Genomic DNA, 24,283 nt, shown 5'->3' with positions numbered 1-24,283 from the left:
TGTGGGTGAAATACAGTCTCTCAGCGGCGAAATACTGTCTCTCGACATGACAATACGCGCTCATACAAACAAAATACAGTCCAACGCCCGATCAAAGCCAGTAAAAGGCGAAGATGTTATAATAAATCCTGTAGAAATGAGGGTGAAAAAATGAAATCAGTAGTATTAGCAGAAAAACCATCCGTCGCCCGTGATATTGCACGCGTGCTCGGATGTTCTCAAAAAGGAAACGGTTATTTGGAAGGCAAGCAATATATCGTCACATGGGCACTCGGCCATCTGGTGACACAAGCTCAGCCGGAACAATACGACAATGACTTGAAAGAATGGAAAATGGACAATCTGCCGATCATTCCGAATCCGTTCAAACTCGTTCCCATCAAACAATCGATGAAACAATATAATGCGGTAAAATCGCAACTGCAGCGAAAAGATGTAAAAGAAGTGATCATTGCGACTGACGCAGGACGTGAAGGGGAACTGGTGGCGCGCTGGATTTTGGAGAAAACCAATACACGCAAGCCGATCAAGCGTCTATGGATTTCTTCCGTCACCGACAAAGCGATCAAAGACGGTTTCAACAATTTGAAAGACGGCAAGGCCTATGAAAATCTTTACCAGGCGGCAGTGGCCCGTTCGGAAGCGGACTGGGTGGTGGGCATCAATGCGACGCGTGCGCTCACTGTGAAGTACAATGCACAGTTATCGACAGGCCGCGTGCAGACACCGACGCTCGCCATGATTGCTGAACGCGAAAAGCAGATCCGCAATTTCCAGCCGAAGCCGTATTACGGTCTGCAGGCTATCACGGAAAAAGCGTCATTTACATGGACGGACGGCAATTCGACACAGTCATTTGATAAAGACAAAATCGACCGTTTATTTCAGAAGCTGGAAAACACGCATGAAGGAACAGTCACTGATGTGAAAGTCACGCCGAAAAAACAGCCGGCACCGCCTTTATTCGACTTGACCGAACTGCAGAAAGAAGCGTACAAACGCTACAGCTGGTCAGCGAAAGAGACATTGAATACGCTGCAGAATCTGTACGAGCGCTACAAAATCGTGACGTACCCGCGGACGGACTCCAAGCATTTGACATCCGACATGAAAAATACGTTAAAAGACCGGATCAAAGCGGCAGGAGTGGGCGAGTACCGTGCGTTGGCCAATACCATTTTGAAACAGCCGGTGACACCGCAAAAAGGAGTGGTTGATGACGCGAAGGTTTCCGATCACCACGCCATCATCCCGACGGAAGAAGCGCCGCAGCTTCATAATTTATCCGATAAGGAACGGAAGCTCTACGACATGATTGTCAAACGGTTCCTCGCGGTATTTTATCCGGCACACGAATACGACCAAACAACGGTCAAACTGACAGCCGGCGGTGAAACGTTCCAGACAAAAGGCAACACGATCCGCAGCGAAGGCTGGAAACGCATTTACAAGGATGAAAGCGACGAGCACGAATCCACATTGCCGCCGTTCGAGAAAGGCCAGAAGCTGACGGTCAAAGGAATCGCTTTGACCGATGGCAAAACAAAACCGCCTGCTTTTTTCAATGAAGGAACATTGCTCGGTGCGATGGAAAACCCTGCCCAGTTCATGTCGGGCGAATCGAAAGAACTGATTCAGACACTCGGTGAGACCGGTGGGCTTGGGACGGTTGCAACACGCGGCGATATTATCGACAAATTGTTCAATACGTTCCTGATTGAAAAAAAAGGAAAAGATTTGACGATCACATCAAAAGGCCGCCAATTGCTCGAATTGGTGCCGGAAGACTTGAAATCGCCGAAATTGACGGCCGACTGGGAACAGCAATTAACGAAAATTGCGAAAGGCCAATTGAAAAAAGAGAAGTTCATGAAAGAAATGATCGCTTTCGCCGAGAAATCGGTCAGCGACATCAAGAAAAGCGACAAGAAATTCAAACACGATAACGTAACAGGGAAAATGTGCCCGGATTGCGGCAAGCCGCTTCTCGAAGTCAACGGCAAACGCGGCAAAATGAATGTCTGCCAGGACCGCGAATGCGGCTATAAAAAACAAGTGGCCATGCTGACCAACGCACGCTGCCCGAACTGCCACAAGAAAATGGAAATGCGCGGGGAAGGCGAAGGAAAAATTTTCGTCTGCAAATGCGGACATCGTGAAAAACTTTCCGCGTTTGAAAAACGGCGCAACTCGAACAAATCCAAAGCCGACAAAAAAGACGTCAATAAATATCTGAAACAGCAGGACGAACCGAAAAACACCGCCATGGCCGATGCACTGAAAAAATTAATGAACCAAAACGATTAGAAATATTCGGAATTTGATGCTATGCTGTTGTGTAGAACCGCTGTTGACCAGCCAGTTCCTTACTGGGTTAATTCACAAAAAGACTACGGTCTTCGGGCAGCCGGAAACTTGAAACGCAAGGAGCAGCGCCATGGCAAAGAAAATTTCAAAAACCAATGCAGCGCGTATATTGGACAAGGAAAAAATTGATTATGAAATCCTCCAGTACCAGCCGGAAGAAGGCGCCAATGACGGCGTCAGCGTGGCAGCGAAAATCGGTTTTCCGGTGGAAGTCGTCCATAAGACGCTGGTAGCTGCAGGAACTTCCAGGCAAATATACGTATTTGTCATTCCGGTAGCCGAAGAGCTGGATTTAAAAAAAGGGGCGCAGGCAGCCGGTGAAAAGAAGATCGAGATGGTGGCGGTGAAGGATATTCTGCCGCTGACGGGTTACGTCAAGGGAGGCTGTTCTCCGGTGGGAATGAAAAAGCCCTTTCCCACATTTATATCGAAAAAAGCGGAGCAGCAGCCGGAAATTATCGTGTCAGCGGGCAGAATTGGCATGCAGCTCAAGATGTCACCGGCAGATCTTGTGAAAGTGACAGCTGGCGAATTGGCCGAACTGACCGTTTCCGGGCATTAACAACTCCATCCATTCAAACGAATGGATGGCTTTTTCTTGCAGGCTGGTTCTGAATTCCGGCAGGTTTATCACAGACAGAAAGAAGGATACGAATGAGACGATCTTTATATTACCGCTGGCTGTTTTTTATTGTGGGCATGATGGTGTTGGCACTTGGCTTTACGATGGTCATCAAGGCGGACCGGCTGGGAATCAGCCCGTGGGATGTCCTGCATGTGGGACTTTATCAGAACTTCGGCTTATCGATTGGTACATGGGCCATTTTGGCAGGGCTTACGCTGGTGGTCGTGACTTGGGTTTTCACCAAAAGAATTCCGCAAGTCGGAACATTTTTAAATATGCTGTTGATCGGTGTCTTCATTGATATTTTCAACTTTCTTATCCCGGACATCGAAAACCTGGCCGCTCAAATCATTATGTTTGCAGCGGGTCTCATCATTTCCGGATGCGGAGTGGGCATGTATGTTGCGCCGAAAATCGGGGCAGGACCGCGTGACGGCCTGATGCTTGTCATCGTTGAAAAAACTGGAGTCAGTGTCAATATTGCCAAAACAGGAACGGAAGTGTTTGCAGCTGTTGCCGGCGGATTGCTTGGCGGACCAATCGGAGTCGGGACTGTCATTGTGGCATTGCTGACAGGGAAAATCGTCCAGACCACTTTGCCGATTTTCGAAAAAATGCTGAATACCATCATCGAAAAAAAGAGCGAAGCGCCGCCTATCCTCAAAATTTAACCATAACCGTTGTCAGTTGAAGCCCCTTATTATTTATGGTATAAATAAAACCAAGTAAAACTATTGGTTTTATTTCTATTACGACATTAAAGGGGATATAACATGGGACGCGAGTTTGTAGAAATATTCGATGAATGGGTTCACACGTATGACGAATCAGTCAGTGGCAAAGATAAAGAATATGAAGATGTCTTCGTTAACTATAACGAAATTCTGCAGGCAGTTGCAGATGGGGCAATCGGTCCCGTGGTGGAATTCGGCGTCGGAACCGGCAACCTGACACAAAAGTTGATCGATCGCGGTCTGGAAGTGACAGGCATTGAACCGAATCGGGCAATGAGGGAAGTTACAGAGAAAAAAATGTCCAATACAGTTATTATAGATGGGGATTTCCTGGAATTCGAAACAGAAATGGAACCCAAAACATTTGTCAGCTCCTATGCCTTTCATCATTTGACGGATGGTGAAAAAGCGGAAGCTTTCAAACTTTATGGCAATCTGCTGCCTGCAGATGGTAAAGTGGTCTTTGCGGATACCATTTTTGAAACAGAACAGGCACAGCAGGACAAAATTGCGTATGAAGAGGCCAGAGGGCATCACAACCTCGTGGAAGATTTGAAGCGGGAGCATTACACGACCATTCCTGCAATGAAAGCATTGATTGAAGAAGCAGGATTCCAAGTGGAATTCACACAGCTCAACAGCTTTGTGTGGCTGATTGATGCGACGAAGAAAGCAGAAGTAGCCCCGACAGTTTAAAAAAAGTTATATCAAACACCTTATTTAACAGAACCAAAAATAAAAGGAGAGATTGACTATGAAAAAAATGAACGTAGAAAGCTTTAACCTGGACCATACAAAAGTAGTGGCTCCTTATGTCCGTTTGGCGGGCGAGAAAACAGGTGCAAAAGGCGACACGATCCGCAAATACGACATCCGTTTCAAACAGCCGAACAAAGAGCATATGGAAATGCCAGGTCTTCATTCACTGGAGCACATGATGGCGGAACACAGCCGCAATCATTCGGACGATATCGTGGACATCGGGCCGATGGGCTGCCAGACCGGATTTTATATGTCACTGATCAACCATGACGATTATGAAGACGTATTGAACATTTTGGAAAACACGTTGAAAGATGTCATCGAAGCTGACGAAGTTCCGGCCTGCAACGAAGTGCAATGCGGTTGGGCAGCCAGCCACAGCCTGGAAGGCGCTCATGAATTGGCGCGTGAAATGCTGGCGAAAAGAGACGAATGGCAGCAAGTATTTGCTGAACAAAACGCCTAAGGAGAACCGCGATGAAGTTTGCTACTGAGATTCAGCAATTGATCGGCAATACGCCGTTATTGGAATTGACCCATGTGGAGATTCCGAACGGCTGCCGCATTTTTGCCAAACTGGAGTACTTCAATCCGGGAGGCAGTGTAAAAGACAGGCTGGGAGTTTCTTTGATCGAAGACGCGGAAAAACGCGGAGTCCTGAAGCCGGGCGGCACCATGATCGAGCCGACTGCCGGCAATACGGGCATCGGATTGGCCCTCGCTGCCATCGGCAAAGGGTATCAGGTGAAATTTGTCGTGCCTGAAAAGTTCAGCCAGGAAAAGCAGGCACTTATGCGCGCGCTCGGTGCAGAAGTCGTCAATACGCCGACTGAACTGGGAATGAAAGGCGCCATTGAAAAAGCGAAGGAACTGACAGCGCAGGAAAAGGCTTTTTCCCCATCGCAATTTTCCAATCCAGCGAATCCCGACACCTATGTCCGCACGCTGGGTCCTGAAATTTGGGAAGCGCTGGATGGCAACATCGATGTGTTCATCGCGGGAGCCGGATCTGGTGGAACATTCATGGGCACTTCACGCTTTTTGAAAACGCAAAATGAACAAATCAAAACGGTCATTGTGGAACCGGAAGGCTCGATTTTAAACGGCGGCCAGTCGGGTCCTCATTTGACGGAAGGAATTGGCATGGAGTTTTTGCCGGACTACATGGACCAATCCTTTTTTGATGCCATCCATACGATAAGCGATAAAGACGCATTTGCTGCATTGAAAGAATTGGCGAAACAGGAAGGTTTATTGGTCGGAAGCTCTTCCGGTGCAGCATATGTGGCTGCATTGAAAGAAGCGGAAACGGCGCCTTCCGGAAGCCATATTGTCACCGTATTTGCCGACTCGAGCGAACGCTATATGAGTCAGGATATCTACGGCAGAACCTTTGAGGAGGATTATTGATGAAACCGAAAACGAGATTGATCCATGGCGGCATTTTTGGAGACGAAGCGACAGGAGCCGTGTCCACGCCGATTTACCAAGTCAGCACATATAAGCAGGAAGCAGTAGGGAAATTCAAAGGCTATGAATATTCACGGACCGGCAACCCGACGCGCCACGCGCTCGAGGAATTGATTGCCGATGTGGAATATGGCCATGCCGGCTTTGCATTCGGTTCCGGAATGGCGGCCATTTCATCGGTCATGATGCTGTTCTCAGCAGGCGACCACGTTATCATGACGGACGACGTATACGGCGGTACATACCGTGTGGTCAATAAAGTCCTCAACCGTCTCGGGCTCGAATTCACATTTGTGGATACGGGCGACCTGGACCAAGTGCAGGCGGCTGTCCAAGACAATACAAAAGCGATTTTCATCGAAACACCAACCAATCCATTGCTGAAAGTGACGGATATTGAAAAAGTGGCAGAGTTCGCGAAATCGAAAAACCTGCTGACAATTGTCGACAACACTTTCATGACGCCTTATCTGCAGAGCCCGATCAAATTGGGCGCGGATATCGTATTGCATTCAGCGACCAAATACATCGGCGGCCACAGTGACGTCGTAGCTGGACTTGTGGTAGTCAATTCAGCGGAATTGGCGACGGATCTCCATTTCGTCCAAAACTCAGTCGGTGCTGTGCTTGGACCGCAGGATTCCTGGTTGTTGATCCGCGGGTTGAAAACACTCGGCATCCGCATGGAAGAAACGATCAGCAACGCTCAAAAAATTGCGGAATTCCTTGATGCCAATGAAAATGTCGGAACCGTTATTTATCCTGGCCTCAGCAATCATACCGGCCACGAATTGATGAAAAAACAAGCTACCGGCTTTGGTGGCATGATTTCATTTGACGTCGGCAGCAAAGAAAAAGCAGGGGAATTGCTGGCTAAATTGAAATACTTTACACTCGCCGAAAGCTTGGGCGCGGTGGAAAGCCTGATTTCTGTTCCAGCGCAAATGACCCATGCTTCCATCCCGGTCGAACGCCGCGGGGAACTTGGCATCGTCGAAGGGCTCGTACGGATTTCAGTCGGCATTGAAGATGTGGAGGATTTAATCGAAGATTTGACACAAGCCTTGGCATAACCAAGCAGAAAGCGGACCCTGGTCCGCTTTTTCTTTTGGAAAAAATGGCGGTGTGATAAGATGGAGACAGAATTTCGTTTTGAAAGGAAGATGACAGTGTCAAAAAAATTGGACGCGTTTTTAGATGAAAACTTAAGCGAATTGAAAGAGCAGGGTTTATATAACGAAATCGATCCGGTGGAAGGCCCGAATGGCCCGATCATCAAAGTAGCCGGCAAAGAATTGATCAATCTATCTTCAAACAATTATTTGGGATTGGCGACGAATGAAGACCTGAAGCAAGTGGCGAAAGATGCCATTGACCATTACGGTGTCGGCGCCGGTGCGGTCCGTACGATAAACGGGACGTTGGATCTGCATGTGAAACTGGAAGAAAAGCTGGCGGAATTCAAAGGCACGGAAGCGGCCATTTCCTACCAGTCCGGTTTCAACTGCAACATGGCGGCCATTTCAGGGGTCATGGACAAAAACGATGCGATATTATCCGATCAACTGAATCATGCTTCCATCATTGACGGCTGCCGCTTGTCACGCGCCAAAATCATCGCCTACAAGCATTCGGACATGGAAGACCTCCGTGCTAAAGCAAAGGAAGCGACAGAGTCAGGGTTGTACAATAAAGTCATGGTCATCACAGATGGCGTATTCTCCATGGACGGCGATATTGCAAAGCTTCCGGAAATCGTGGAAATCGCCAAGGAATTTGATTTGATTACGTATGTTGATGATGCCCACGGATCTGGCGTCACCGGAAAAGGGAAAGGGACTGTGAAGCATTTCGGTTTGGAAAAAGAGATCGATATGCAGATGGGGACTTTATCGAAAGCAGTCGGTGTTGTCGGAGGTTACGTGGCCGGCAAGCAAAACCTGATCGACTGGCTGAAAGTCCGCTCCCGTCCGTTTTTGTTCTCGACAGCGGTCACACCAGGCGATGTAGCAGCGATTACGGCGGCGCTTCAAATGATCATCGATTCCACAGAGCTTCATGACAAGCTGTGGGACAACGGCGATTACTTGAAGAACGGCTTAAAGGAACTGGGCTTTGACATCGGCGAATCGGAAACGCCGATCACGCCTTGCATCATCGGTGAAGAAAAGCTGACACAGCAATTTTCAAAGCGTCTGTTCGAAGAAGGCGTCTACGCCAAATCCATCGTCTTCCCGACAGTGCCAAAAGGGACAGGACGCGTCCGCAATATGCCGACGGCGGCCCACTCGAAAGAGCAGCTGGACGAAGCAATTGCGATTTACGAAAAAGTCGGAAAAGAACTCGGTGTTATCAACTGAATTGTGAAACACGCACAGCCTGCGAAGGGTGTGCGTGTTTTTTATTTTCCAGAAAACGGATTTACTGTCTCTAAGGCAGGAAATACATTCTCTTCCACCACAAATACTGTCTCTCGCGACCAGAATACCTCCCCTCGATCGAAAAATACTTTCCAACGGCTCAAATCTGTCCATCCATCCGTTCATTTTTCATACTCAAATGAAACAAGCAAATTTTTTGTGTATCCGACGTCGCTCAAGCGCTTTCAGCAGAAAATCAAAGAATGAAAATGCTTTCAATTCATTTAAAAACTTAAAGTGGTTGTCTTTTTAAAGAGAACAATTTATAATGACAAGATGGAAAAGCATTAATGACAGGTTTTGAGAGAATATAAGTGTACACCTGCAATGGACAAATGTTTTAAAGGAAAAGGAGTGCGGACGATGAAACGAATTATGATTACAGGTGCTTTGGGCCAAATCGGCTCTGAACTGGTTGGGAAACTGCGGGAAACCTACGGCAACGACAATGTATTGGCGACAGATATCCGCCCCACGACAGACGAAAGCGGTCCTTTTAATGTGCTGGATGTAACGGACGCTCAAAAGATGCACGACTTAGCGAAAGAATTCGAAGCCGATACGATGATGCACATGGCGGCATTATTGTCAGCGACAGCAGAAGAAAAGCCGTTGCTTGCTTGGAACCTGAATATGGGCGGATTGGTCAACGCACTCGAAACGTCCCGTGAACTCGGCATGCAATTTTTCACTCCAAGTTCAATCGGCGCGTTCGGTCCTTCGACTCCGAAAAAAAACACTCCTCAAGATACGCTGCAGCGCCCGACCACTATGTACGGGGTCAACAAAGTCTCCGGGGAATTATTATGTGACTATTACTTTCAGAAATTCGGTGTCGACACGCGCGGTGTGCGTTTCCCTGGGTTGGTGTCTTATGTAGCGCAACCAGGCGGAGGAACAACTGATTATGCCGTCGACATCTATTACCAGGCGATATTGAAGAAAAAATACACGTCTTACATCGGCCAGGGAACTTATATGGACATGATGTACATGCCCGATGCGCTTCAGTCGATCGTCGACCTGATGGAAGCAGACCCAGCCAAACTTGAGCACCGCAATGCTTTCAATGTGACAGCGATGAGCTTCGAACCGGAAGAAATTGCAGCTTCCATCCGCAACCACATTCCTGAATTTGAACTTGCTTACGACGTAGATCCGGAGCGCCAGGCGATTGCCGACAGCTGGCCTGACAACATCGATGCGTCTGCTGCCAAAAACGAATGGGGCTTTCAAGCAAAGTATGATCTGGACGCCATGACAGCGGATATGTTGGAGAAACTGAAACAGAAATTACAGCAGGCATAAAAAAACCATCCACTTTTCACAGTGGATGGTTTTTCGTTTAAAACAGCAGATGCGCAACGCCTGCAATGATCGGCAAAGCGATAATGGTGCGCAATAAGAAAATGACGACCAAGTCCAGAATGTTTACTGGAATTTTGGAGCCGAGCAGCAAACCGCCGACTTCCGACATATAGATAAGTTGGGTAACCGACATCGTCGCTACTACAAACCGTGTCATTTCTGATTCGATTCCTGCCCCGAGAATGGCTGGGAGGAACATATCCGCGAAACCGACAACCATCAATTGAGCGGCTTCTGCAGCTTGTGGGATACCCAGTAAATTCAAATACGGCTCAAAAGGTGTTCCGAGAACCGTGAATGTGGCAGTGTATTCTGCCAGGATCAGCGCAATGGTACCGAAAGCCATAACAACGGGAGCAACGCCAATCCACATATCCAATACGTTTTTGAAGCCATCTTTGAAAAATGTGACAGGGTCTCGGTTTCGATCCGCCTTCTCGAGCGCTTTTTCAAGGCCGTGCGAAGTGGCGGTATGTCCCGACGGTGTCTCTTCAGACTGCGACTCCTGTTCCGATCCGTCCATGAATGTGGTCGGCTTGTTTGTTAACGGATAGATGCGCGGCATGATCAACGCCAGAATGACCCCTGTTAAAACGACAGTGCCATAATACGGCAGGAAATATTGCGGCAACCCGATTTCGCCGATGACCACGATGGCGAATGTGATGGATACGACAGAAAACGTGGTACCGATGATGGCTGCTTCACGCTGTGTGTATTTATTGTCCTCATATTGTTTGCTCGTCAGAAGGACACCGATGGTTCCGTCACCGACCCATGAAGCCAAAGCGTCAATGGATGAACGGCCCGGCAAACGGAACAACGGACGCATAACTTTGGCCATGAGCGTACCGAAAAACTCCAGCAGCCCAAAATTCATGAGTAACGGCAATAACAAACCTGCAAACAGGAAGATGGTAAACAGGAATGACAGAAGTCCGTCACCTGCTAACAGCAATCCACCGGTATTTTCATTCCATACTGGTTCAGGACCTACCTGGAACAGGACCATAAACGCGAATACAGCTCCCAAAATGCGGACAATCGTCCAGAACAGATTCACGTTGAAAAGTTTATCGAAAAAAGGTGCATCATCTGACAGGTTGGGCTTTTTGGTGATGGCCAACAAAGACCCCACTGCAGCAATCGTCAGGATTCCGAGCATGATCCATGGGACGATGGTTTCGATTTGAGCAGCCATCCAGTTGGCGAGAACTGCAATGGTGACCATCCATACGACTGCACCGTCTTCATCAGTAGTTGGAATCGGTACCAAGAACAGCAGGATTCCGAGCAATGAAGGAAGTAAAAATAAGAGCCAAGTTGAAGCTGAAAACTTTTTCATAAGTAATATCCCCTTTTCCTGTGCATAAAAAAACAAAAACAACACTAAATATACATAAATGATACCATCAAAAACGTATACCTCGTGTTGTTTATTTTATCTGAAATCTATTGAAAAAACACCCTTATTTTTCTGAAAAATAAGGGTGTTCCAGTTAAAAGGAGTCTTCAAAATCTTCGTCCCACCGGTAGTTGTAGAAACGCTCGCGTGTCAGCCAATTTTCTGTTTCGGTATCGCCTTCCGCCAGCCGTTTTTCCATTTCTTCCAGCATCCAGGCTGTCTGGGAAATATGGGCTTTCATCGAAGCCATCTTGCGGTCGCGCATTTCGCTGATGTCATGGATAATGTCCGGTTTGCCCAGCTCATCCAAAGTATTATTGGCAAAAGCGACGCAGTGAAGTTTTGGCCGGTCTTTCATGCGACGCACTGCGCGGACGACTGCCCGTGCTGTCGCTTCGTGATCTGGATGGACTGCGTAGTTCGGGTAGAAAGTAATGATCAATGACGGTTTGACTTCATCGATCAATGCACTCATCAGGCGAACCATCTTTTCATCGTCTTCGAACTCGACTGTCTTGTCACGCAATCCCAGCATCCGCAAATCGGTCAATCCGATCGCATCGGCAGAAGCCTGAAGTTCTTTTTTGCGGATTTCCGGCAGCGATTCTCGTGTAGCGAACGGAGGATTGCCTAAATTCCGTCCCATTTCGCCAAGCGTCAGGCAAGCGTATGTAACCGGCGTTCCTCGGTCGACATGCGTGCTCATTGTTCCCGAAACGCCGAATGCTTCATCATCCGGGTGAGGGAAAACGACCAATACATGCTGTTCTTTTTCAATAGCCATTGTATGATTCCCCCTTAATAACTGAACGGTGTTTCGCTGATTTGCAGCGCCACCGCCAATTTCCCTGATCCGTCATGTCCTGCGAGCAGCAATCTGCCTTGCTCGTCCAATTCGTAATGAGTGATTCCTTGCGCGTAAACCCATCCATGAGGCAATTTCAGCCCGACACGGTGAGGGCTGTCCCCGACCACTTTTCCGAGCTCATAGTTGATGACCACATTGCGGATAAAAGCGCCGGCATTGAAAAAGCCTTCATTGAAATGAGTGGCATAAGAGCCGTTTGTTGTTTCCAGGTGAAGATAGACATCTCTGTTGGCAAACGCGTCCAACTCAACTTGCAGTTTTTTTACTTCGACTGGTTCCATGATGTTCCTCCTCGACAATCGTATTTTTTAAGTATAAGGAAAAACAGGGCAGAATGCGATTAAAGTGTTTGTGTGCCAGGCACATAAACAATTAGGTTTGTTTCTTGTTTTGGATGAACAAGATAACTATCACGAACGCCATGCCGATATAAAGGGAAGCGGCACTGATGAACAGCTGGCGCATTTCGCTTACTTCCATAAAATGCATGATAAAATCAGGGCCGAACAGAAACAACGGCAAGATGATGGTGATCCAGGTTTTGCTCCAAATGGCTGAAATGACAAAGACAGCAACTCCTGCGGCAGCAATGATCCACATCACGTCACGGGACGGAACGTAAAAAGGTTCGAGCATAAACAAATCCAGGAAAATCACTGCCGATAAAGCGGCGGAGAGGGAGACATAGATGGTTCCAAACGCGATCATTTGCCGTTTCGCAGACCAATTTTGGGCACTGCTTCTGCGGAAAAAGAAAATGTAGCCCGCAACTCCAAGTGCGGCAATCGATGGAAAAGCAATGAGTTTCAACAGTGAAAAGCTCAGGTCTCCACGAATGGCAGATCCGGTGATAAAGTAAGCTGCGACCAGCAAAATGAACATGGGCAGTGCTTTAATGACACCAAAGTAATCGGTCTTCATTTCTTCGCTGATGTTTTTCAAGTAACTTTCAGGAGAACCGCCTGTTACACTGTCCAGCGTCTTTCCTCGGCTTTCCGCATCTTCCAAATGAGCGCGAAGTTCTTCGGCAATGTCTTCAATCTCCTTGTCATTTTTTCCGGACGTCATCAAATACATCTTTAGATTGGCAATGAATTCTTCACTTTCTTTTGTCAAAACCATTTATCCTTCCTCCTTTACGAGTCGATCGACCGAATGGGACAGCGCTTCCCATCGGTCTTTGAACTGCTGGTATTCCTCTTTTCCTGCATCCGTCAGCGTGTAATATTTCCGTTTCGGGCCACTGGGAGATTCTTTCATGACAGACTGGACAAAGCCTTCTTTTTGCAGCCGCATCAAGACAGGGTAGATGCTGCCTTCACTGACCATGCGGAAACCATAGATTTCCAGCTTCTCAATCATTTCATAGCCGTACGTTTCGCCTTTCCCGATGATGCCGAGCAGGCAGCCATCCAATATTCCTTTTAACATCTGGCTGGAAGACATGGAGCCACTCCTTTCCTATGTTGTATAACAAGATAGTGGTGCAAAAAATGAACTACTTTGTAATACAATATAGCAGTTGGAGAAACAATGTGTCAACTACTTTGTTATGCAAGTTAGCTGTTTGTGTGTGTGCCAGGCACCGGCGCAATGCGCCGGTGCCTGGCACACACACAAATCAAAAAAGAAGGCCGCGGCTGCGGCCTTCTTTAGGCTACCATCTACAGTGAAACAACTTCCACTTCCGGTTTGGTGAATTTATTGGTGGCGCCGTGCATGACAGGGCCAACGTACTCGTTCAGTTTCCAGCCATGTTCAATGGCGCCTGTAACGAAAATTTTGCCGTTCAATACAGCGTCTTTTACAGATTGGCCATTCGCCAGATTTGCCGTAATGGCAGCGGCAAAGGTGCAGCCTGCGCCGTGGTTATACGAAGTATCATACTTGCCGGCTGACAGCAGGTAATGCTTTTCGCCGTCAAACAACAGATCGACAGCTTCTTCGTGCTCCAATTGCTTGCCGCCTTTAATTACAACGAATTGAGCGCCGTGGGCATGAATTTTTTCAGCTGCCGCTTTCAGATCGTCGATTGTTTTCAGCGTGCCAAGCCCTGACAGCTGGCCGGCTTCCACTAAATTCGGTGTGACAATCTTAGCAACCGGCAAAAGATGCTTGATCATGGCATCAACGTTTTCCGGAAACAAAACTTCATCTTCGCCTTTGCAGGCCATGACCGGGTCGATGACAACATCTTTCAAGCCGGATTCTTTAATGGCTTTGCCGGCCATTTCGATGATTTCCACTGTAGGAAGCATGCCCGTCTTCAATGCATCGATGCCCGTAGAGAAAGCCGTTTTCAGCTGGGCAGCCAATGTTTCAGGTGGAATTGGGTGAATACCGTGGCTCCAGCCGTTGTCAGGATCCATCGTCACGATGACTGTCAAAGCGTTCATCCCGTAGGTTCCGTGTTCCTGGAACGTTTTCAAGTCAGCTTGTATGCCTGCTCCGCCGGATGTGTCTGACCCAGCGATTGTAAGTGTTTTTTTTAATGTCATGGGTAGGCTCCTTTTAAATAGATTGATTACTGTCTTTATTTTATCAAAAATCACGCTATTTACAATTTGTTCGTCTTTTGAGGCAGTAACAGAATCACCAGGGTAGCAATGGACAAAACGGCGAAAACAGCCGAAAAGAAAGCCATGCCCCAGCTGCCGCTTTGGAACAGACCAAATGTGATAAGAAATGTTAGAATGGAAACAATCAAGACAAAGGTTGTCAGACAGCCGATACCGGTCCGTTTGGCGCTTTCGGGAGCACTGTCTCCTTTTGTGGAAGAAATGGTTTTGATCCGTTGTCGCCAGTCTGCCATTTTTTCATCACTCCTTTGTCCATCCTATCATGGAGAAGTAAGAAAAAGAAATAGAAGAAAGAGGGATGCTGCTTGCCGAATGATCCGAAGTTAAATGAAATTGAGCGCTTATTGCAGGAACTGAAAGGGAAAGAAGATACGAAAGAATCAGGTTTCTGGAAATCGGCGAAATTGATGATGAGCGTGTGGCGCAATTCATTTCTTGTCCTCATTGCCATTCTGCTGTTGCTGTTGGTGGCGTTGCCGCTTGGCACCTGGTGGATGCTGCAGGGCAGTACGGCCACTGAAAGCAAAGGGGCTTTTTTGGAGCGTATGCAGGATTTGAATGAATTGGCGACTGCGGAAGCCTATTCGAAAGTCATCATTGAACGGGAAGACAACGCCGTGTTTGGCCGTGAAATCGGTCTGGACCTCCCCGGCACCAGACGCCAGTTGCTGGTGGTCATTCCGGGAGCTGTCCGCGCAGGCATCGATTTTGCAAAGATATCGGAAGAAGATATTGAATTGGACGAAGAAGCCCGTACAGCTGTATTGACGTTGCCGTCTGCGGAATTTTTGGGTGGCCCCGAGCTGTTCATGGATCAAGTGGAAGTGTATTCCTACGAAGGTTTGTTCCGCAGCGGCGCTGATATCTCGGAAGCCTATGACCTAGCGGAAGAAGCGCAGCAGCTCATGCTGGAAGAAACCGCTGGGCAGGGTGTGCTGGAGCTGGCGGAAGACAATGCCTCCCGTTCAGTGCGCGAAATGTTTCAATTGGTCGATTACGAGGTGGAAATCCGATTTGAAGACTAAGGAGTGAGAATATGGCAAAGAAAATTTTTCAAAACGATTGGCAGGAAGTCGTAGGAGAAGAGTTTGAAAAACCGTATTACCTGGAGCTGCGGCAGTTTTTAAAAGACGAATACGCCAATAATACCGTCTATCCGCCGAAAGAAGATATTTGGACCGCTTTTGAGCACACCCCTTATAAAGACGTGAAAGTCGTCATTCTGGGACAAGACCCATACCATGGTCCCGGACAGGCTCATGGACTGAGCTTCTCGGTGCGCCCGGGCGTCCGTATTCCACCCAGTTTGCGCAATATGCTAAAGGAATTAAAAGAGGACATCGGCTGTGAGCTGCCGAAAGACGGAACATTGACGAAGTGGGCGGACCAGGGCGTCATGATGCTCAACACGGTTTTGACGGTGAGAGCGGGAGATGCCAATTCGCACCGCGGCCAGGGATGGGAAGAGTTTACCGACGAAGTGATCCGTAAATTATCCGAACGGGAACAACCGGTCATTTTCGTGTTGTGGGGAAAGCCGGCACAGAAAAAGAAGCGGCTGATCGATTTGGACAAACATGACGTCATCGAAGCACCTCACCCGAGCCCGCTCAGCGCCAAACGAGGCTTTTTTGGCAGCCGACCCTATTCAAAAGTGAACAGTCTGTTACAAAGCCGTGGACAACAGCCGATCGATTTCTGCCTGGACTGACGACGTGCGGCTGGGCAGCGTGATAAAATAAGACGGAATGCAAATGGAGAGGGGGATGTTTATGGCAATCGATGCTGCGCGTATCCTGATGGAAATTGAAAAGCATACGATAAAGGCACGAACGGCTGATCCTGCCAAGATGCGCGAATCGGTCGCTGCCATCCGGGCGCTCTGCGACTTGCTGCTGGATGAAAGTCCCGGTGAAATGCAGAAGCCGCCGCGCGCGACGCCACTGGCTTCTCCGCAGGTGCAAACAGTCTCAAACGTCAATAAATTACAGGAAGACGATGCCAATGGAGATTCGTTATTTGATTTTTAAGTGGAAAGAGGAGATTTTGTGAAGTTTTTCTTGATTGCCGGAGCGGTCAACGCTTTGTTGTCGGTCGCTTTCGGTGCATTCGGCGCGCATATGCTGGAAGGGCGCGTCGCAGATAAATACTTGGCTACCTGGCAAACCGCCGTTCAATACCAGATGTTTCATTCCATCGGCTTGATGGTCGTCGCTTTGCTGATGAGTTCTACGCTGATCGGCCAGCTCGGCTCCCTGAGCTGGGCAGGTTACCTGATGCTTGCCGGAATCGTCATTTTTTCCGGTAGCTTGTATGTACTGAGCCTTACGGGCATCAGTGTGCTCGGTGCCATCACGCCAATCGGCGGCGTTGCGTTCATCGCGGGCTGGGTAATGCTGATTATCGCGGCTGTTAAAGCATTGTAATGCAAGTTGAGCTGTCCACTTTTGGTGGATGGCTTTTTTTATTGGTTGGAAATGGCTGGCGGCAAGTAAATTGGAGGTGGGAGCAGGTATTCGTGCTGCAAGAGCAGGTATTTGGTCCGTGAGGGAATGTATATCGCCTGTGAAAGACTGTATATACAAATAATGGGAAATAATCCAGCGAAAAACTGCAGACCGATTGCAGTCTGCAGTTTAAACGAGTCAACCAAGGTTGTCGGTCTGCCTTTGCTCCAGAAGATTCTTCAGTTTTTCCGGATCATCAACCCGCAGCGCGATTTCCTTTACATATTTGGTACGGCCATAAAATAAATAGGCCGGCTGAGGCGTTTCAAATTCGATGACAACTTGAGCTTCAGGTTCTTCTATGTCTTTGGCGATGAATTCCAGCGCATCTTTTCCAGGGCGGTCTCCCCAGCGGATGTTTTGGATGGCATCCAGCGGGACAACCATCCTTTTGCTTAACCCCAACGCGACTTTCAAGTTTCCGTCTTTAATGGAAAGCGGGTGCAAGCGGATTGCCTGGATTTCTCCGATGAAATAAACAACGGAATACAGGTTCAACACCAAAAGAACAATCGACAGAATCACCGATTTGTCATGGAGCCACCAGTGGAGACCAATCGTTTCGATAACGATGGCATGAATGAGCATGATATAAAAAGCGATGGCACTGGTGTTTTTATGAAGTGAAACCGTGTGAGGGCCTTCCATGGGTTTCTTGCGCCAGCTGAAAAAAGCATAATAGAACATCAGGCCTTCGGAAAGAATGACGGACACCAGCGGATTCGGCTTGACCCGCTCATAAGCTGCCGGAAACAAAGAGAACAACGGGCTTTCCGACTGGCTTTTGATCGATCGGTAAATGGCTGGCGTATGGACGATCAGCAAACCAAGCAAGGCGACTTCTGCCAATAAAAACACAGCTTCCATACCGGCGCCTATATAAAAAAGCACACTGAAAGGTTCAAAGTAAACCGCAGGAATTATTACCCGGGAAATAATGAAGCCGCCGGCCACTAATGCGACAAACTGTTTGGCGGATAAACGGAAAGAAGCCAACAGCAGCAGAGGCGCAACAACGGCCAAATCGAAAAGTGAGCCACTGACGACCCAAAACGTTTCTTCCGGGATGATGGTGGTGGATAAAGGGGAGCGGTACAACAGGAAATTACTGAGCAATACAAAAAACAGCAAAGCCAAAGCCCATTTTGCAAAGTTTGTCTGACGCATCACGAACATACAAACACCCCGTTTTTATTTTCAGTATACCCGGGAATATTCAGAAAATAACGGAGAGAATATGTCGGAAAATCAACAAAAAGGAGCGGTCATCGTGGCCCATTGTTGCTCACTTGGTTTTATCGGAAGCTTAAAGTTGGGTGAAAAATGTGGTTTGGACAGTAAATGCAGCATTTCGGCCAGTAAATCCAATTAACTGGGAAAAAGAGTGCCCGAAACAAGAAAAAACCGCCCGTGGGCGGTTTTCATCAATCGTTCATTAAACTTCCAGGAATTTCGTGATGCGGCCAGCGTCCAAACGTGTTCCCACATAGAACGAACCGAATTCCGCATAACGCGCGCTGACTTCGTCAAAGCGCATTTCGTAAATCAGTTTTTTGAACTGGAGAACGTCGTCTGCGAACAGTGTAACGCCCCATTCGTAATCGTCAAAACCGACAGAGCCGGAAATGATCTGCTTGACTTTACCTGCATAGCTGCGGCCGATTTTGCCGTGTGACAGCATCAGGTCTTTGCGCTCGTCCATCGGCAGCATATACCAGTTGTCATCGCCGTCGCGGCGCTTGTCCATCGGGTAGAAGCAAATGTACTGGGAACGTTGAAGTTCCGGATACAAGCGTGCCCGAACGTGAGGGTTTTGGTAAGGATCTTCGTCTGACTTTCCAGCCAGATAGTTGGAAAGCTCGACAACCGATACATACGAATATGTTGGAACGGTATAAGCGATCAGCGTCAGCTTGTTGTATTCCGTTTCCAGTTCCTGCAGCTCATCCATTGTTTCGCGCAAGAGCATGAGCATCAAATCCGCTTTTTGGCCGACAATTGAATACAGCGCATGGGCACCTGTTTTGTTTTCATCAGCCTGGTTCACTTTGTTCATGAACGCCTGGTATTCATCGATTGCAAACTGGCGCTCCTCGTCCGTCAGCATTTTCCAGGAAACCCAGTCCATCGAACGGAAATCATGCAGGACGTACCAGCCGTCTAATGTAATAGCTGCTTCATTCATTGATCAAACACTCCTTTAATGTAAATCTCTCCAACCCAGTTTATCATATCAATGAAACAACTTCCTGCAAAACAGAAGGCTGTCACCAATTTGCCATGACACCCGTGCCTTTTCAGGAACCGGTGCTTCGGGTAAACTGAAGACAAGCAACTGCTTGAAAGAGGAGAAGAACCAATGTCTTTATTTACAACGGAAACGAACTGGCGCTTTTGGGATCAGTCCCTCAGTGCCAAAAACCGTTCGGCGCTTGAATCCTTCGCGGCCGACGATATGCTGTGCGAGCTTGTCGGAACCGGGAAGAGCCCGTCAGCCGTCCGGACATGGGTGCATGACGATACGATTGTACTCGGCATCCAGGACCATCGTTTGCCGCATATCGAAAGCGGCATCGACTACTTAAAATCACAGGGATATAAGCCGATTGTGCGGAATTCCGGCGGGCTGGCCGTGGTACTGGACGCCGGTGTGTTGAATATTTCACTTGTCTTATCAGAACAGGAACATGCCATCGACATTCCGGCAGGCTACGATTTGATGCTTGAATTGGTACGATTGCTGTTTCCGGAAGCGGACATCGATGCCTATGAAATCGTCGGCTCCTATTGTCCGGGTTCCTATGACCTCAGCATCGGCGGACGGAAATTCGCCGGCATCTCGCAGCGCCGGATCCGCAAAGGCATCGCTGTCCAGGTGTATTTATGCATCGAAGGCAGCGGGGCGGAGCGGGCAGAGCTGATCCGCGGTTTCTATGAGAAGGGACTCGCCGGGCAGCAGACCAAATTCAGCTATCCGGTCATCAAACCGGAAGTGATGGCGTCACTCAGTGAGCTGCTCGGAAGAGACATTACCGTTCAGGAAACGGTGCTGGATTTGTATGAATTGCTCGGCTCTCCGGTTCCACAGCCGCTGCAGCCGGAAGAAACGGAATTATACGGATTCTATTTGAAACGGGTACTCGAACGCAACGAGAAAATGCTTCCACGGACTCTTGAATGAGTCCGTTCGGCTAGTGTAGAATGTTTGTTACACCAAAAAATGGAGGTGCGCCTGTGAGCTACGCAACGTCAAAGTTAGCGGAAGAAAAAGTGTTCAAAGATCCGGTTCACCGATACATACATGTGCGCGACCAAGTGATTTGGGACTTGGTCAATTCGCGCGAATTCCAGCGGCTCCGCAGAATCAAACAGCTCGGCACCTCTTATTTAGTGTTCCACGGAGCTGAACACAGCCGCTTTAATCACTCACTCGGCGTCTATGAAATTGTCCGCCGGATTTCCGATGACATTTTCCATGGCCGTCCGGAATGGGATGAAGATGAACGGCTTGTTGTGCTGTGTGCAGCCTTATTGCACGATTTGGGTCATGGACCTTTTTCTCATTCCTTTGAAAAAGTATTCAATGTAGATCATGAAGTGTTTACGAGGGAGATTTTGCTCGGTGACACGGAAGTTAACCGTATCTTATTGAAAGTGGCACCGGACTTTCCTCAAAAAGTGGCCGATGTCATTGCCAAAACCTATACGAACAAACAAGTGGTGTCGTTGATTTCCAGTCAGATTGATGCTGACCGCATGGATTATTTGCAGCGGGATGCTTATTATACAGGTGTTTCTTATGGCCATTTTGACATGGAACGGATTTTACGGGTGATGCGGCCGATGGAAGACCAGGTTGTCATTAAGTCGAGCGGCATGCATGCCGTCGAAGACTATATCATGAGCCGTTACCAGATGTACTGGCAAGTTTACTTCCATCCGGTGGCAAGAAGCGCAGAAGTGATTTTGCGGAAGATTTTGCAGCGGGCAAAGGAATTGAGCGAAAGTGGTTATAAATTTGAACAACCGCCGACTCATTTCAAGGCATTTTTCAATCGCTCGTTTACTTTAAAAGATTATTTGGCGCTGGATGAAGGCGTATTGATGACTTATTTTCAGTTATGGATGACGGAAAGAGATCCGATTCTGTCCGACTTGAGTGATCGTTTCGTCAACCGGCGCTTGTTCCAGTATGTCGATTTTGACCCTGGAAAGGATTACCGCAAGCTTGGTGAACTGGGGCAGCTGTTCCGCGAGGCGGGAATCGATCCCGAGTATTACTTGATCGATGACTCAACGTCGGACTTGCCTTATGATTTTTACCGCCCTGGAGAAGAAGAAGAACGTCTGCCGATCCATTTGTTAATGCCGACCGGTGACATCAAGGAGTTGTCCCGTCTATCGCAGATTGTCGACGCCATTTCAGGAAAACGGCGGACTGATTACAAATTATACTTCCCGGCGGAGTTATTGATTGATGGCAAAAAGAAAGCTATCAAGAACCAAATACTGGGGATGCTCAGAGAAGGAGGGGTTTAGTTGCTCCAGGAACATGCAAAGATTGTGGATTTCATTTCCATGGCAGAAGGTGTAACCGGCCGAAAAAAGCTGCAGAAAATGATTTTCATATTGAAGAAGATGGGGCTGCCGTTTCAGGAAAAGTACGAATTCCACATTTACGGTCCTTATTCAGAAGAATTGACGGCGCGGATCGAAGAACTTTGTGATATGGGGTTTCTTTCGGAACAGCTGGAAGACAAAGGCTCTTATATGCAATACAAGTACACCGTCACAAAAGAAGGAATGGATTTCCGCAATATGCTCGGGGAAACAAAAGTGGCAGACCAGGCGCAGGCAGCCAAGTTGAATGAAAAAAGCGGGCGGTTTTTGGAATTGACCGCCACGCTTCTGTTTTTCGATGATTTGGAGCGTGCCGAACAAATTGAGAAACTGCATATTGTCAAAGGCAAACTCAATTTTACGGAAGAAGAAATTCAACAGGCTTTTGACTTTATCGACGAATTGCAAAGCTGAAACAAAAAAACTCCCCTTAAGGGAGTTTTACTGGTCGGAATAAAGTTTGCCGTTGGTGCCGTAGTCGCTTTTTTTCATGTCTTCGATAAAAACGACGACTTTTTCAGTAGGTGCACCAGTAGTTTCAGATACGGCATCAGTGACTTTTTCAACCAGTGCGCGTTTTTGGTCTTCAGTGCGGCCTTCAAGCATTTTGACAGTAACGTATGGCATAATGGATACAGCTCCTTTTCTTGAGAATATTCTTATCATAGCAGAACGGAGGGAATCTACACATGGAAAATGAGAAAAAACCAAAACAAAAAGTAGGCTTCACCATCATAAAAGACGACCCGATTGACGGCCATAAAGGGTATGGTGTCGGGGCCTTGTCATTGGAAAACGTCTCGCCTTTATTTATTGACGTCGAAGAGCAGGATGCTTTTGTGGATATCGGAGCCATGCACGCCAGAAGCCAGGTGGAAAAAGGCATTAAGTTCACCACCAACCGGGAAGATTCTGCGGGTGGAAAGGATTACTGGCTGGTCTGGATCACCATCGATTACAATCCGGAAGGCCCTTATTACGCAGGCGTCACGGCTTGTGAAATGGTTGTGAACCGTGAAAAACGGCGCGGCTACAAAATCCTGGCAGACCACGTCAATTTGATGGACAAATCAATGAAACGCAGAATCATCGTTGATCACATGGATGAACCGTCCAAGCGTGTGTTGGGTGAATACCTGAAATCGCACAATCCGGAACTCTGGGAACGCAGTGAAGAAAAATTGCGCACAGAGCTGCTCGGATAAGCCACAACGAAGTATGAACAAACTGTGACATTTCTTCTGACCCTTCATCGGCAGTTGAAGTTGTTTCGAAAAGGAAGTACACTAGACTTACAGCTTTCAAATAAAAAGCTAGGACACCTGTATGCGAGCAAGTGCCGTGAGCCATTGCGATAAAGAGAAACTTCAGTCAGTGGAGGTTTCCACCTCCACTGATTGTTAGTTGATCCATTCACACTTTAACGGTCAGTACCTCACTCGGAAAAGTGAGGTTCTACTGACCGTTAAAGTGTGAGCAAACCCAAGCCCAATGCCTCATGTCACTTTCTTCGCATCATCAGGCCAAAAAGGTTTTCTGTGAAGGGATATGTCTCCCTGTGCAGAAAACCTTTTTGTTTTGGCGAATAACTGCAGCAATTTCGGGTAAAGAAGGACTGTGTATTCAGAGACAGAGCTTCTCCCGAAACATATTGCACTTTCAGTAAAAAGAATTATACTTTTTTAAGTGGATTTGAATTACGAGACAAAGGAGTTTGATGATAGATGGCAGGATTTTGGTATACAGAAAAACAGACGGACAACTTCGGCATTACGATGAAGATCAACAAGACACTTCATACGGAACAAACAGATTTTCAATACCTGGAAATGGCGGAAACCGCAGAATGGGGCAACATGCTGTTTTTGGACGGCATGGTCATGACATCGGAAAAAGATGAATTCGTCTACCATGAGATGGTGGCGCATGTTCCCTTGTTCACGCACCCGAACCCGGAAAACGTCCTGGTTGTTGGCGGGGGAGACGGCGGTGTGATCCGTGAAATCCTCAAGCATCCATCCGTTAAAAAAGCGACGCTTGTCGATATTGATGGAAAAGTCATTGAGTACTCCAAAAAATTCCTGCCGGGCATCGCGTCAGGTCTGGAAGATTCGCGCGTGGAAGTGATTGTCGGCGACGGCTTCATGCATATCGCGGAATCTGACAACGAATTTGATGTCATCATGGTGGATTCGACTGAACCGGTCGGGCCGGCAGTGAACTTGTTCTCGAAAGGCTTTTATGCAGGCATTTCAAAAGCTTTGAAAGAAGACGGCATTTTTGTCGCGCAATCCGATAATCCTTGGTTTAAAGCGGATTTGATCAAGCAGGTACAAAGCGATGTCAAGGAAATCTTCCCGATCACAAAGCTGTACCTGGCGAACATTCCGACCTACCCAAGCGGCCTATGGGCATTCACCATCGGTTCGAAGAAACATAACCCGCTGGAAATTTCAGCTGAGCGTTTCCATGAAATCGATACGAAATACTATACACCTGAGCTGCATAACGCCGCTTTTGTATTGCCGAAATTCGTGAAAGACCTGACGGGGGAATAA

At 47.8% G+C, this 24,283-nt stretch carries 28 protein-coding genes; 18 read left to right on the top strand and 10 right to left on the bottom strand.

The window, feature by feature from the left end; genetic code table 11:
• Positions 1-150: 150 nt before the first annotated feature.
• The 9 genes from EEX84_RS05465 (at position 151) to EEX84_RS05425 (ending at position 9,686) form a co-directional block, all read left to right on the top strand.
• On the top strand, positions 151-2,307 hold the full coding sequence (locus EEX84_RS05465; RefSeq protein ID WP_123164597.1) for a DNA topoisomerase III: 2,157 nt from the start codon (positions 151-153) through the stop codon (positions 2,305-2,307).
• Between the two features lie 130 nt (positions 2,308-2,437).
• Complete coding sequence (gene ybaK, locus EEX84_RS05460; RefSeq protein ID WP_123164596.1) at positions 2,438-2,929, top strand: Cys-tRNA(Pro) deacylase; 492 nt, start codon at positions 2,438-2,440, stop codon at positions 2,927-2,929.
• 92 nt (positions 2,930-3,021) lie between these two features.
• The gene (locus tag EEX84_RS05455) at positions 3,022-3,663 is read left to right on the top strand and encodes a YczE/YyaS/YitT family protein (protein WP_123164595.1); all 642 of its coding nucleotides are present in this window, start codon (positions 3,022-3,024) and stop codon (positions 3,661-3,663) included.
• Positions 3,664-3,765: 102 nt separating this feature from the next.
• Positions 3,766-4,422 (top strand): class I SAM-dependent DNA methyltransferase, encoded by a 657-nt coding sequence (locus tag EEX84_RS05450; RefSeq protein ID WP_123164594.1) that lies wholly within the window; start codon positions 3,766-3,768, stop codon positions 4,420-4,422.
• Positions 4,423-4,480: 58 nt separating this feature from the next.
• Positions 4,481-4,954 carry an S-ribosylhomocysteine lyase gene (locus tag EEX84_RS05445; protein ID WP_123164593.1) on the top strand — a complete coding sequence of 158 codons (474 nt, stop codon included), beginning with the start codon at positions 4,481-4,483 and terminating at the stop codon, positions 4,952-4,954.
• Positions 4,955-4,965: 11 nt separating this feature from the next.
• Positions 4,966-5,898, top strand: a complete 933-nt coding sequence (locus EEX84_RS05440; protein WP_123164592.1) for a PLP-dependent cysteine synthase family protein — start codon at positions 4,966-4,968, stop codon at positions 5,896-5,898.
• A complete protein-coding gene (locus tag EEX84_RS05435; RefSeq protein WP_123164591.1) occupies positions 5,898-7,031 on the top strand; it encodes a bifunctional cystathionine gamma-lyase/homocysteine desulfhydrase in 1,134 nt (377 codons plus the stop codon). The genes EEX84_RS05440 and EEX84_RS05435 overlap by 1 nt, the downstream gene beginning before the upstream one ends.
• Positions 7,032-7,127: 96 nt before the next feature.
• Positions 7,128-8,318 (top strand): glycine C-acetyltransferase, encoded by a 1,191-nt coding sequence (locus tag EEX84_RS05430; RefSeq protein WP_123164590.1) that lies wholly within the window; start codon positions 7,128-7,130, stop codon positions 8,316-8,318.
• Between the two features lie 423 nt (positions 8,319-8,741).
• Complete coding sequence (locus tag EEX84_RS05425) at positions 8,742-9,686, top strand: L-threonine 3-dehydrogenase (RefSeq protein WP_123164589.1); 945 nt, start codon at positions 8,742-8,744, stop codon at positions 9,684-9,686.
• Between the two features lie 37 nt (positions 9,687-9,723).
• On the opposite strand, the gene EEX84_RS05420 is transcribed toward EEX84_RS05425, so the two are convergent.
• The 7 genes from EEX84_RS05420 to EEX84_RS05390 form a co-directional block, all read right to left on the bottom strand.
• Positions 9,724-11,091, bottom strand: a complete 1,368-nt coding sequence (locus tag EEX84_RS05420) for a YjiH family protein (protein ID WP_123164588.1) — start codon at positions 11,089-11,091, stop codon at positions 9,724-9,726.
• A gap of 154 nt (positions 11,092-11,245) precedes the next feature.
• Positions 11,246-11,935: a bacillithiol biosynthesis deacetylase BshB2 gene (bshB2, locus tag EEX84_RS05415; RefSeq protein ID WP_123164587.1), complete on the bottom strand. Its 690-nt coding sequence runs from the start codon at positions 11,933-11,935 to the stop codon at positions 11,246-11,248.
• 14 nt (positions 11,936-11,949) lie between these two features.
• Complete coding sequence (locus EEX84_RS05410) at positions 11,950-12,300, bottom strand: YojF family protein (protein ID WP_123164586.1); 351 nt, start codon at positions 12,298-12,300, stop codon at positions 11,950-11,952.
• 91 nt (positions 12,301-12,391) lie between these two features.
• Positions 12,392-13,141, bottom strand: a complete 750-nt coding sequence (locus tag EEX84_RS05405) for an HAAS domain-containing protein (RefSeq protein ID WP_123164585.1) — start codon at positions 13,139-13,141, stop codon at positions 12,392-12,394.
• Complete coding sequence (locus tag EEX84_RS05400; RefSeq protein ID WP_123164584.1) at positions 13,142-13,465, bottom strand: PadR family transcriptional regulator; 324 nt, start codon at positions 13,463-13,465, stop codon at positions 13,142-13,144.
• Positions 13,466-13,683: 218 nt separating this feature from the next.
• Positions 13,684-14,517 (bottom strand): bifunctional hydroxymethylpyrimidine kinase/phosphomethylpyrimidine kinase, encoded by an 834-nt coding sequence (gene thiD / locus EEX84_RS05395; RefSeq protein WP_123164583.1) that lies wholly within the window; start codon positions 14,515-14,517, stop codon positions 13,684-13,686.
• Positions 14,518-14,576: 59 nt separating this feature from the next.
• Entirely contained in the window at positions 14,577-14,831 is a 255-nt protein-coding gene (locus tag EEX84_RS05390; protein WP_123164582.1) for a hypothetical protein, read from the bottom strand.
• 72 nt (positions 14,832-14,903) lie between these two features.
• Between EEX84_RS05390 and EEX84_RS05385 the strand changes: the two genes are divergently transcribed.
• The 4 genes from EEX84_RS05385 (at position 14,904) to EEX84_RS05370 (ending at position 17,024) form a co-directional block, all read left to right on the top strand.
• Positions 14,904-15,623: a DUF4230 domain-containing protein gene (locus tag EEX84_RS05385; protein ID WP_123164581.1), complete on the top strand. Its 720-nt coding sequence runs from the start codon at positions 14,904-14,906 to the stop codon at positions 15,621-15,623.
• An 11-nt stretch (positions 15,624-15,634) separates the two neighbouring features.
• Positions 15,635-16,309, top strand: coding sequence for a uracil-DNA glycosylase (locus EEX84_RS05380; protein ID WP_123164580.1), 675 nt, complete (start codon positions 15,635-15,637; stop codon positions 16,307-16,309).
• A gap of 61 nt (positions 16,310-16,370) precedes the next feature.
• Positions 16,371-16,628: a YwdI family protein gene (locus EEX84_RS05375; RefSeq protein WP_123164579.1), complete on the top strand. Its 258-nt coding sequence runs from the start codon at positions 16,371-16,373 to the stop codon at positions 16,626-16,628.
• Between the two features lie 18 nt (positions 16,629-16,646).
• A complete protein-coding gene (locus EEX84_RS05370; protein ID WP_123164578.1) occupies positions 16,647-17,024 on the top strand; it encodes a DUF423 domain-containing protein in 378 nt (125 codons plus the stop codon).
• 219 nt (positions 17,025-17,243) lie between these two features.
• Here the strand turns inward: EEX84_RS05370 and EEX84_RS05365 are convergent, their stop codons facing one another.
• Positions 17,244-18,281, bottom strand: coding sequence for a beta-carotene 15,15'-monooxygenase (locus tag EEX84_RS05365; protein ID WP_123164577.1), 1,038 nt, complete (start codon positions 18,279-18,281; stop codon positions 17,244-17,246).
• A gap of 259 nt (positions 18,282-18,540) precedes the next feature.
• A complete protein-coding gene (gene hemQ / locus EEX84_RS05360; protein ID WP_123164576.1) occupies positions 18,541-19,290 on the bottom strand; it encodes a hydrogen peroxide-dependent heme synthase in 750 nt (249 codons plus the stop codon).
• A gap of 174 nt (positions 19,291-19,464) precedes the next feature.
• On the opposite strand from hemQ, the gene lipL reads away from it, so the two are divergent.
• From lipL to EEX84_RS05345, 3 genes are read left to right on the top strand one after another with little or no spacing between them, the layout of a single operon-like run.
• A complete protein-coding gene (gene lipL / locus EEX84_RS05355; protein ID WP_123164575.1) occupies positions 19,465-20,286 on the top strand; it encodes an octanoyl-[GcvH]:protein N-octanoyltransferase in 822 nt (273 codons plus the stop codon).
• A 53-nt stretch (positions 20,287-20,339) separates the two neighbouring features.
• On the top strand, positions 20,340-21,644 hold the full coding sequence (locus EEX84_RS05350) for an HD domain-containing protein (RefSeq protein ID WP_123164574.1): 1,305 nt from the start codon (positions 20,340-20,342) through the stop codon (positions 21,642-21,644).
• Positions 21,645-22,139: a YwgA family protein gene (locus EEX84_RS05345; protein WP_123164573.1), complete on the top strand. Its 495-nt coding sequence runs from the start codon at positions 21,645-21,647 to the stop codon at positions 22,137-22,139.
• A 27-nt stretch (positions 22,140-22,166) separates the two neighbouring features.
• Here EEX84_RS05345 and EEX84_RS05340 read toward each other — a convergent pair whose 3' ends face one another.
• Positions 22,167-22,352: a 2-hydroxymuconate tautomerase gene (locus EEX84_RS05340; protein WP_123164572.1), complete on the bottom strand. Its 186-nt coding sequence runs from the start codon at positions 22,350-22,352 to the stop codon at positions 22,167-22,169.
• Positions 22,353-22,414: 62 nt separating this feature from the next.
• Between EEX84_RS05340 and EEX84_RS05335 the strand changes: the two genes are divergently transcribed.
• Entirely contained in the window at positions 22,415-22,930 is a 516-nt protein-coding gene (locus tag EEX84_RS05335; protein ID WP_123164571.1) for a YwhD family protein, read from the top strand.
• A 519-nt stretch (positions 22,931-23,449) separates the two neighbouring features.
• Entirely contained in the window at positions 23,450-24,283 is an 834-nt protein-coding gene (gene speE / locus EEX84_RS05330; protein WP_123164570.1) for a spermidine synthase, read from the top strand.

It is taken from the genome of Planococcus salinus (assembly GCF_003719725.1).
GTDB classification, from domain to species: domain Bacteria; phylum Bacillota; class Bacilli; order Bacillales_A; family Planococcaceae; genus Planococcus; species Planococcus salinus.
The sequence above is the reverse complement of the archived record's forward strand: the minus strand, read 5'-3'. Positions and strand labels throughout refer to the sequence as shown.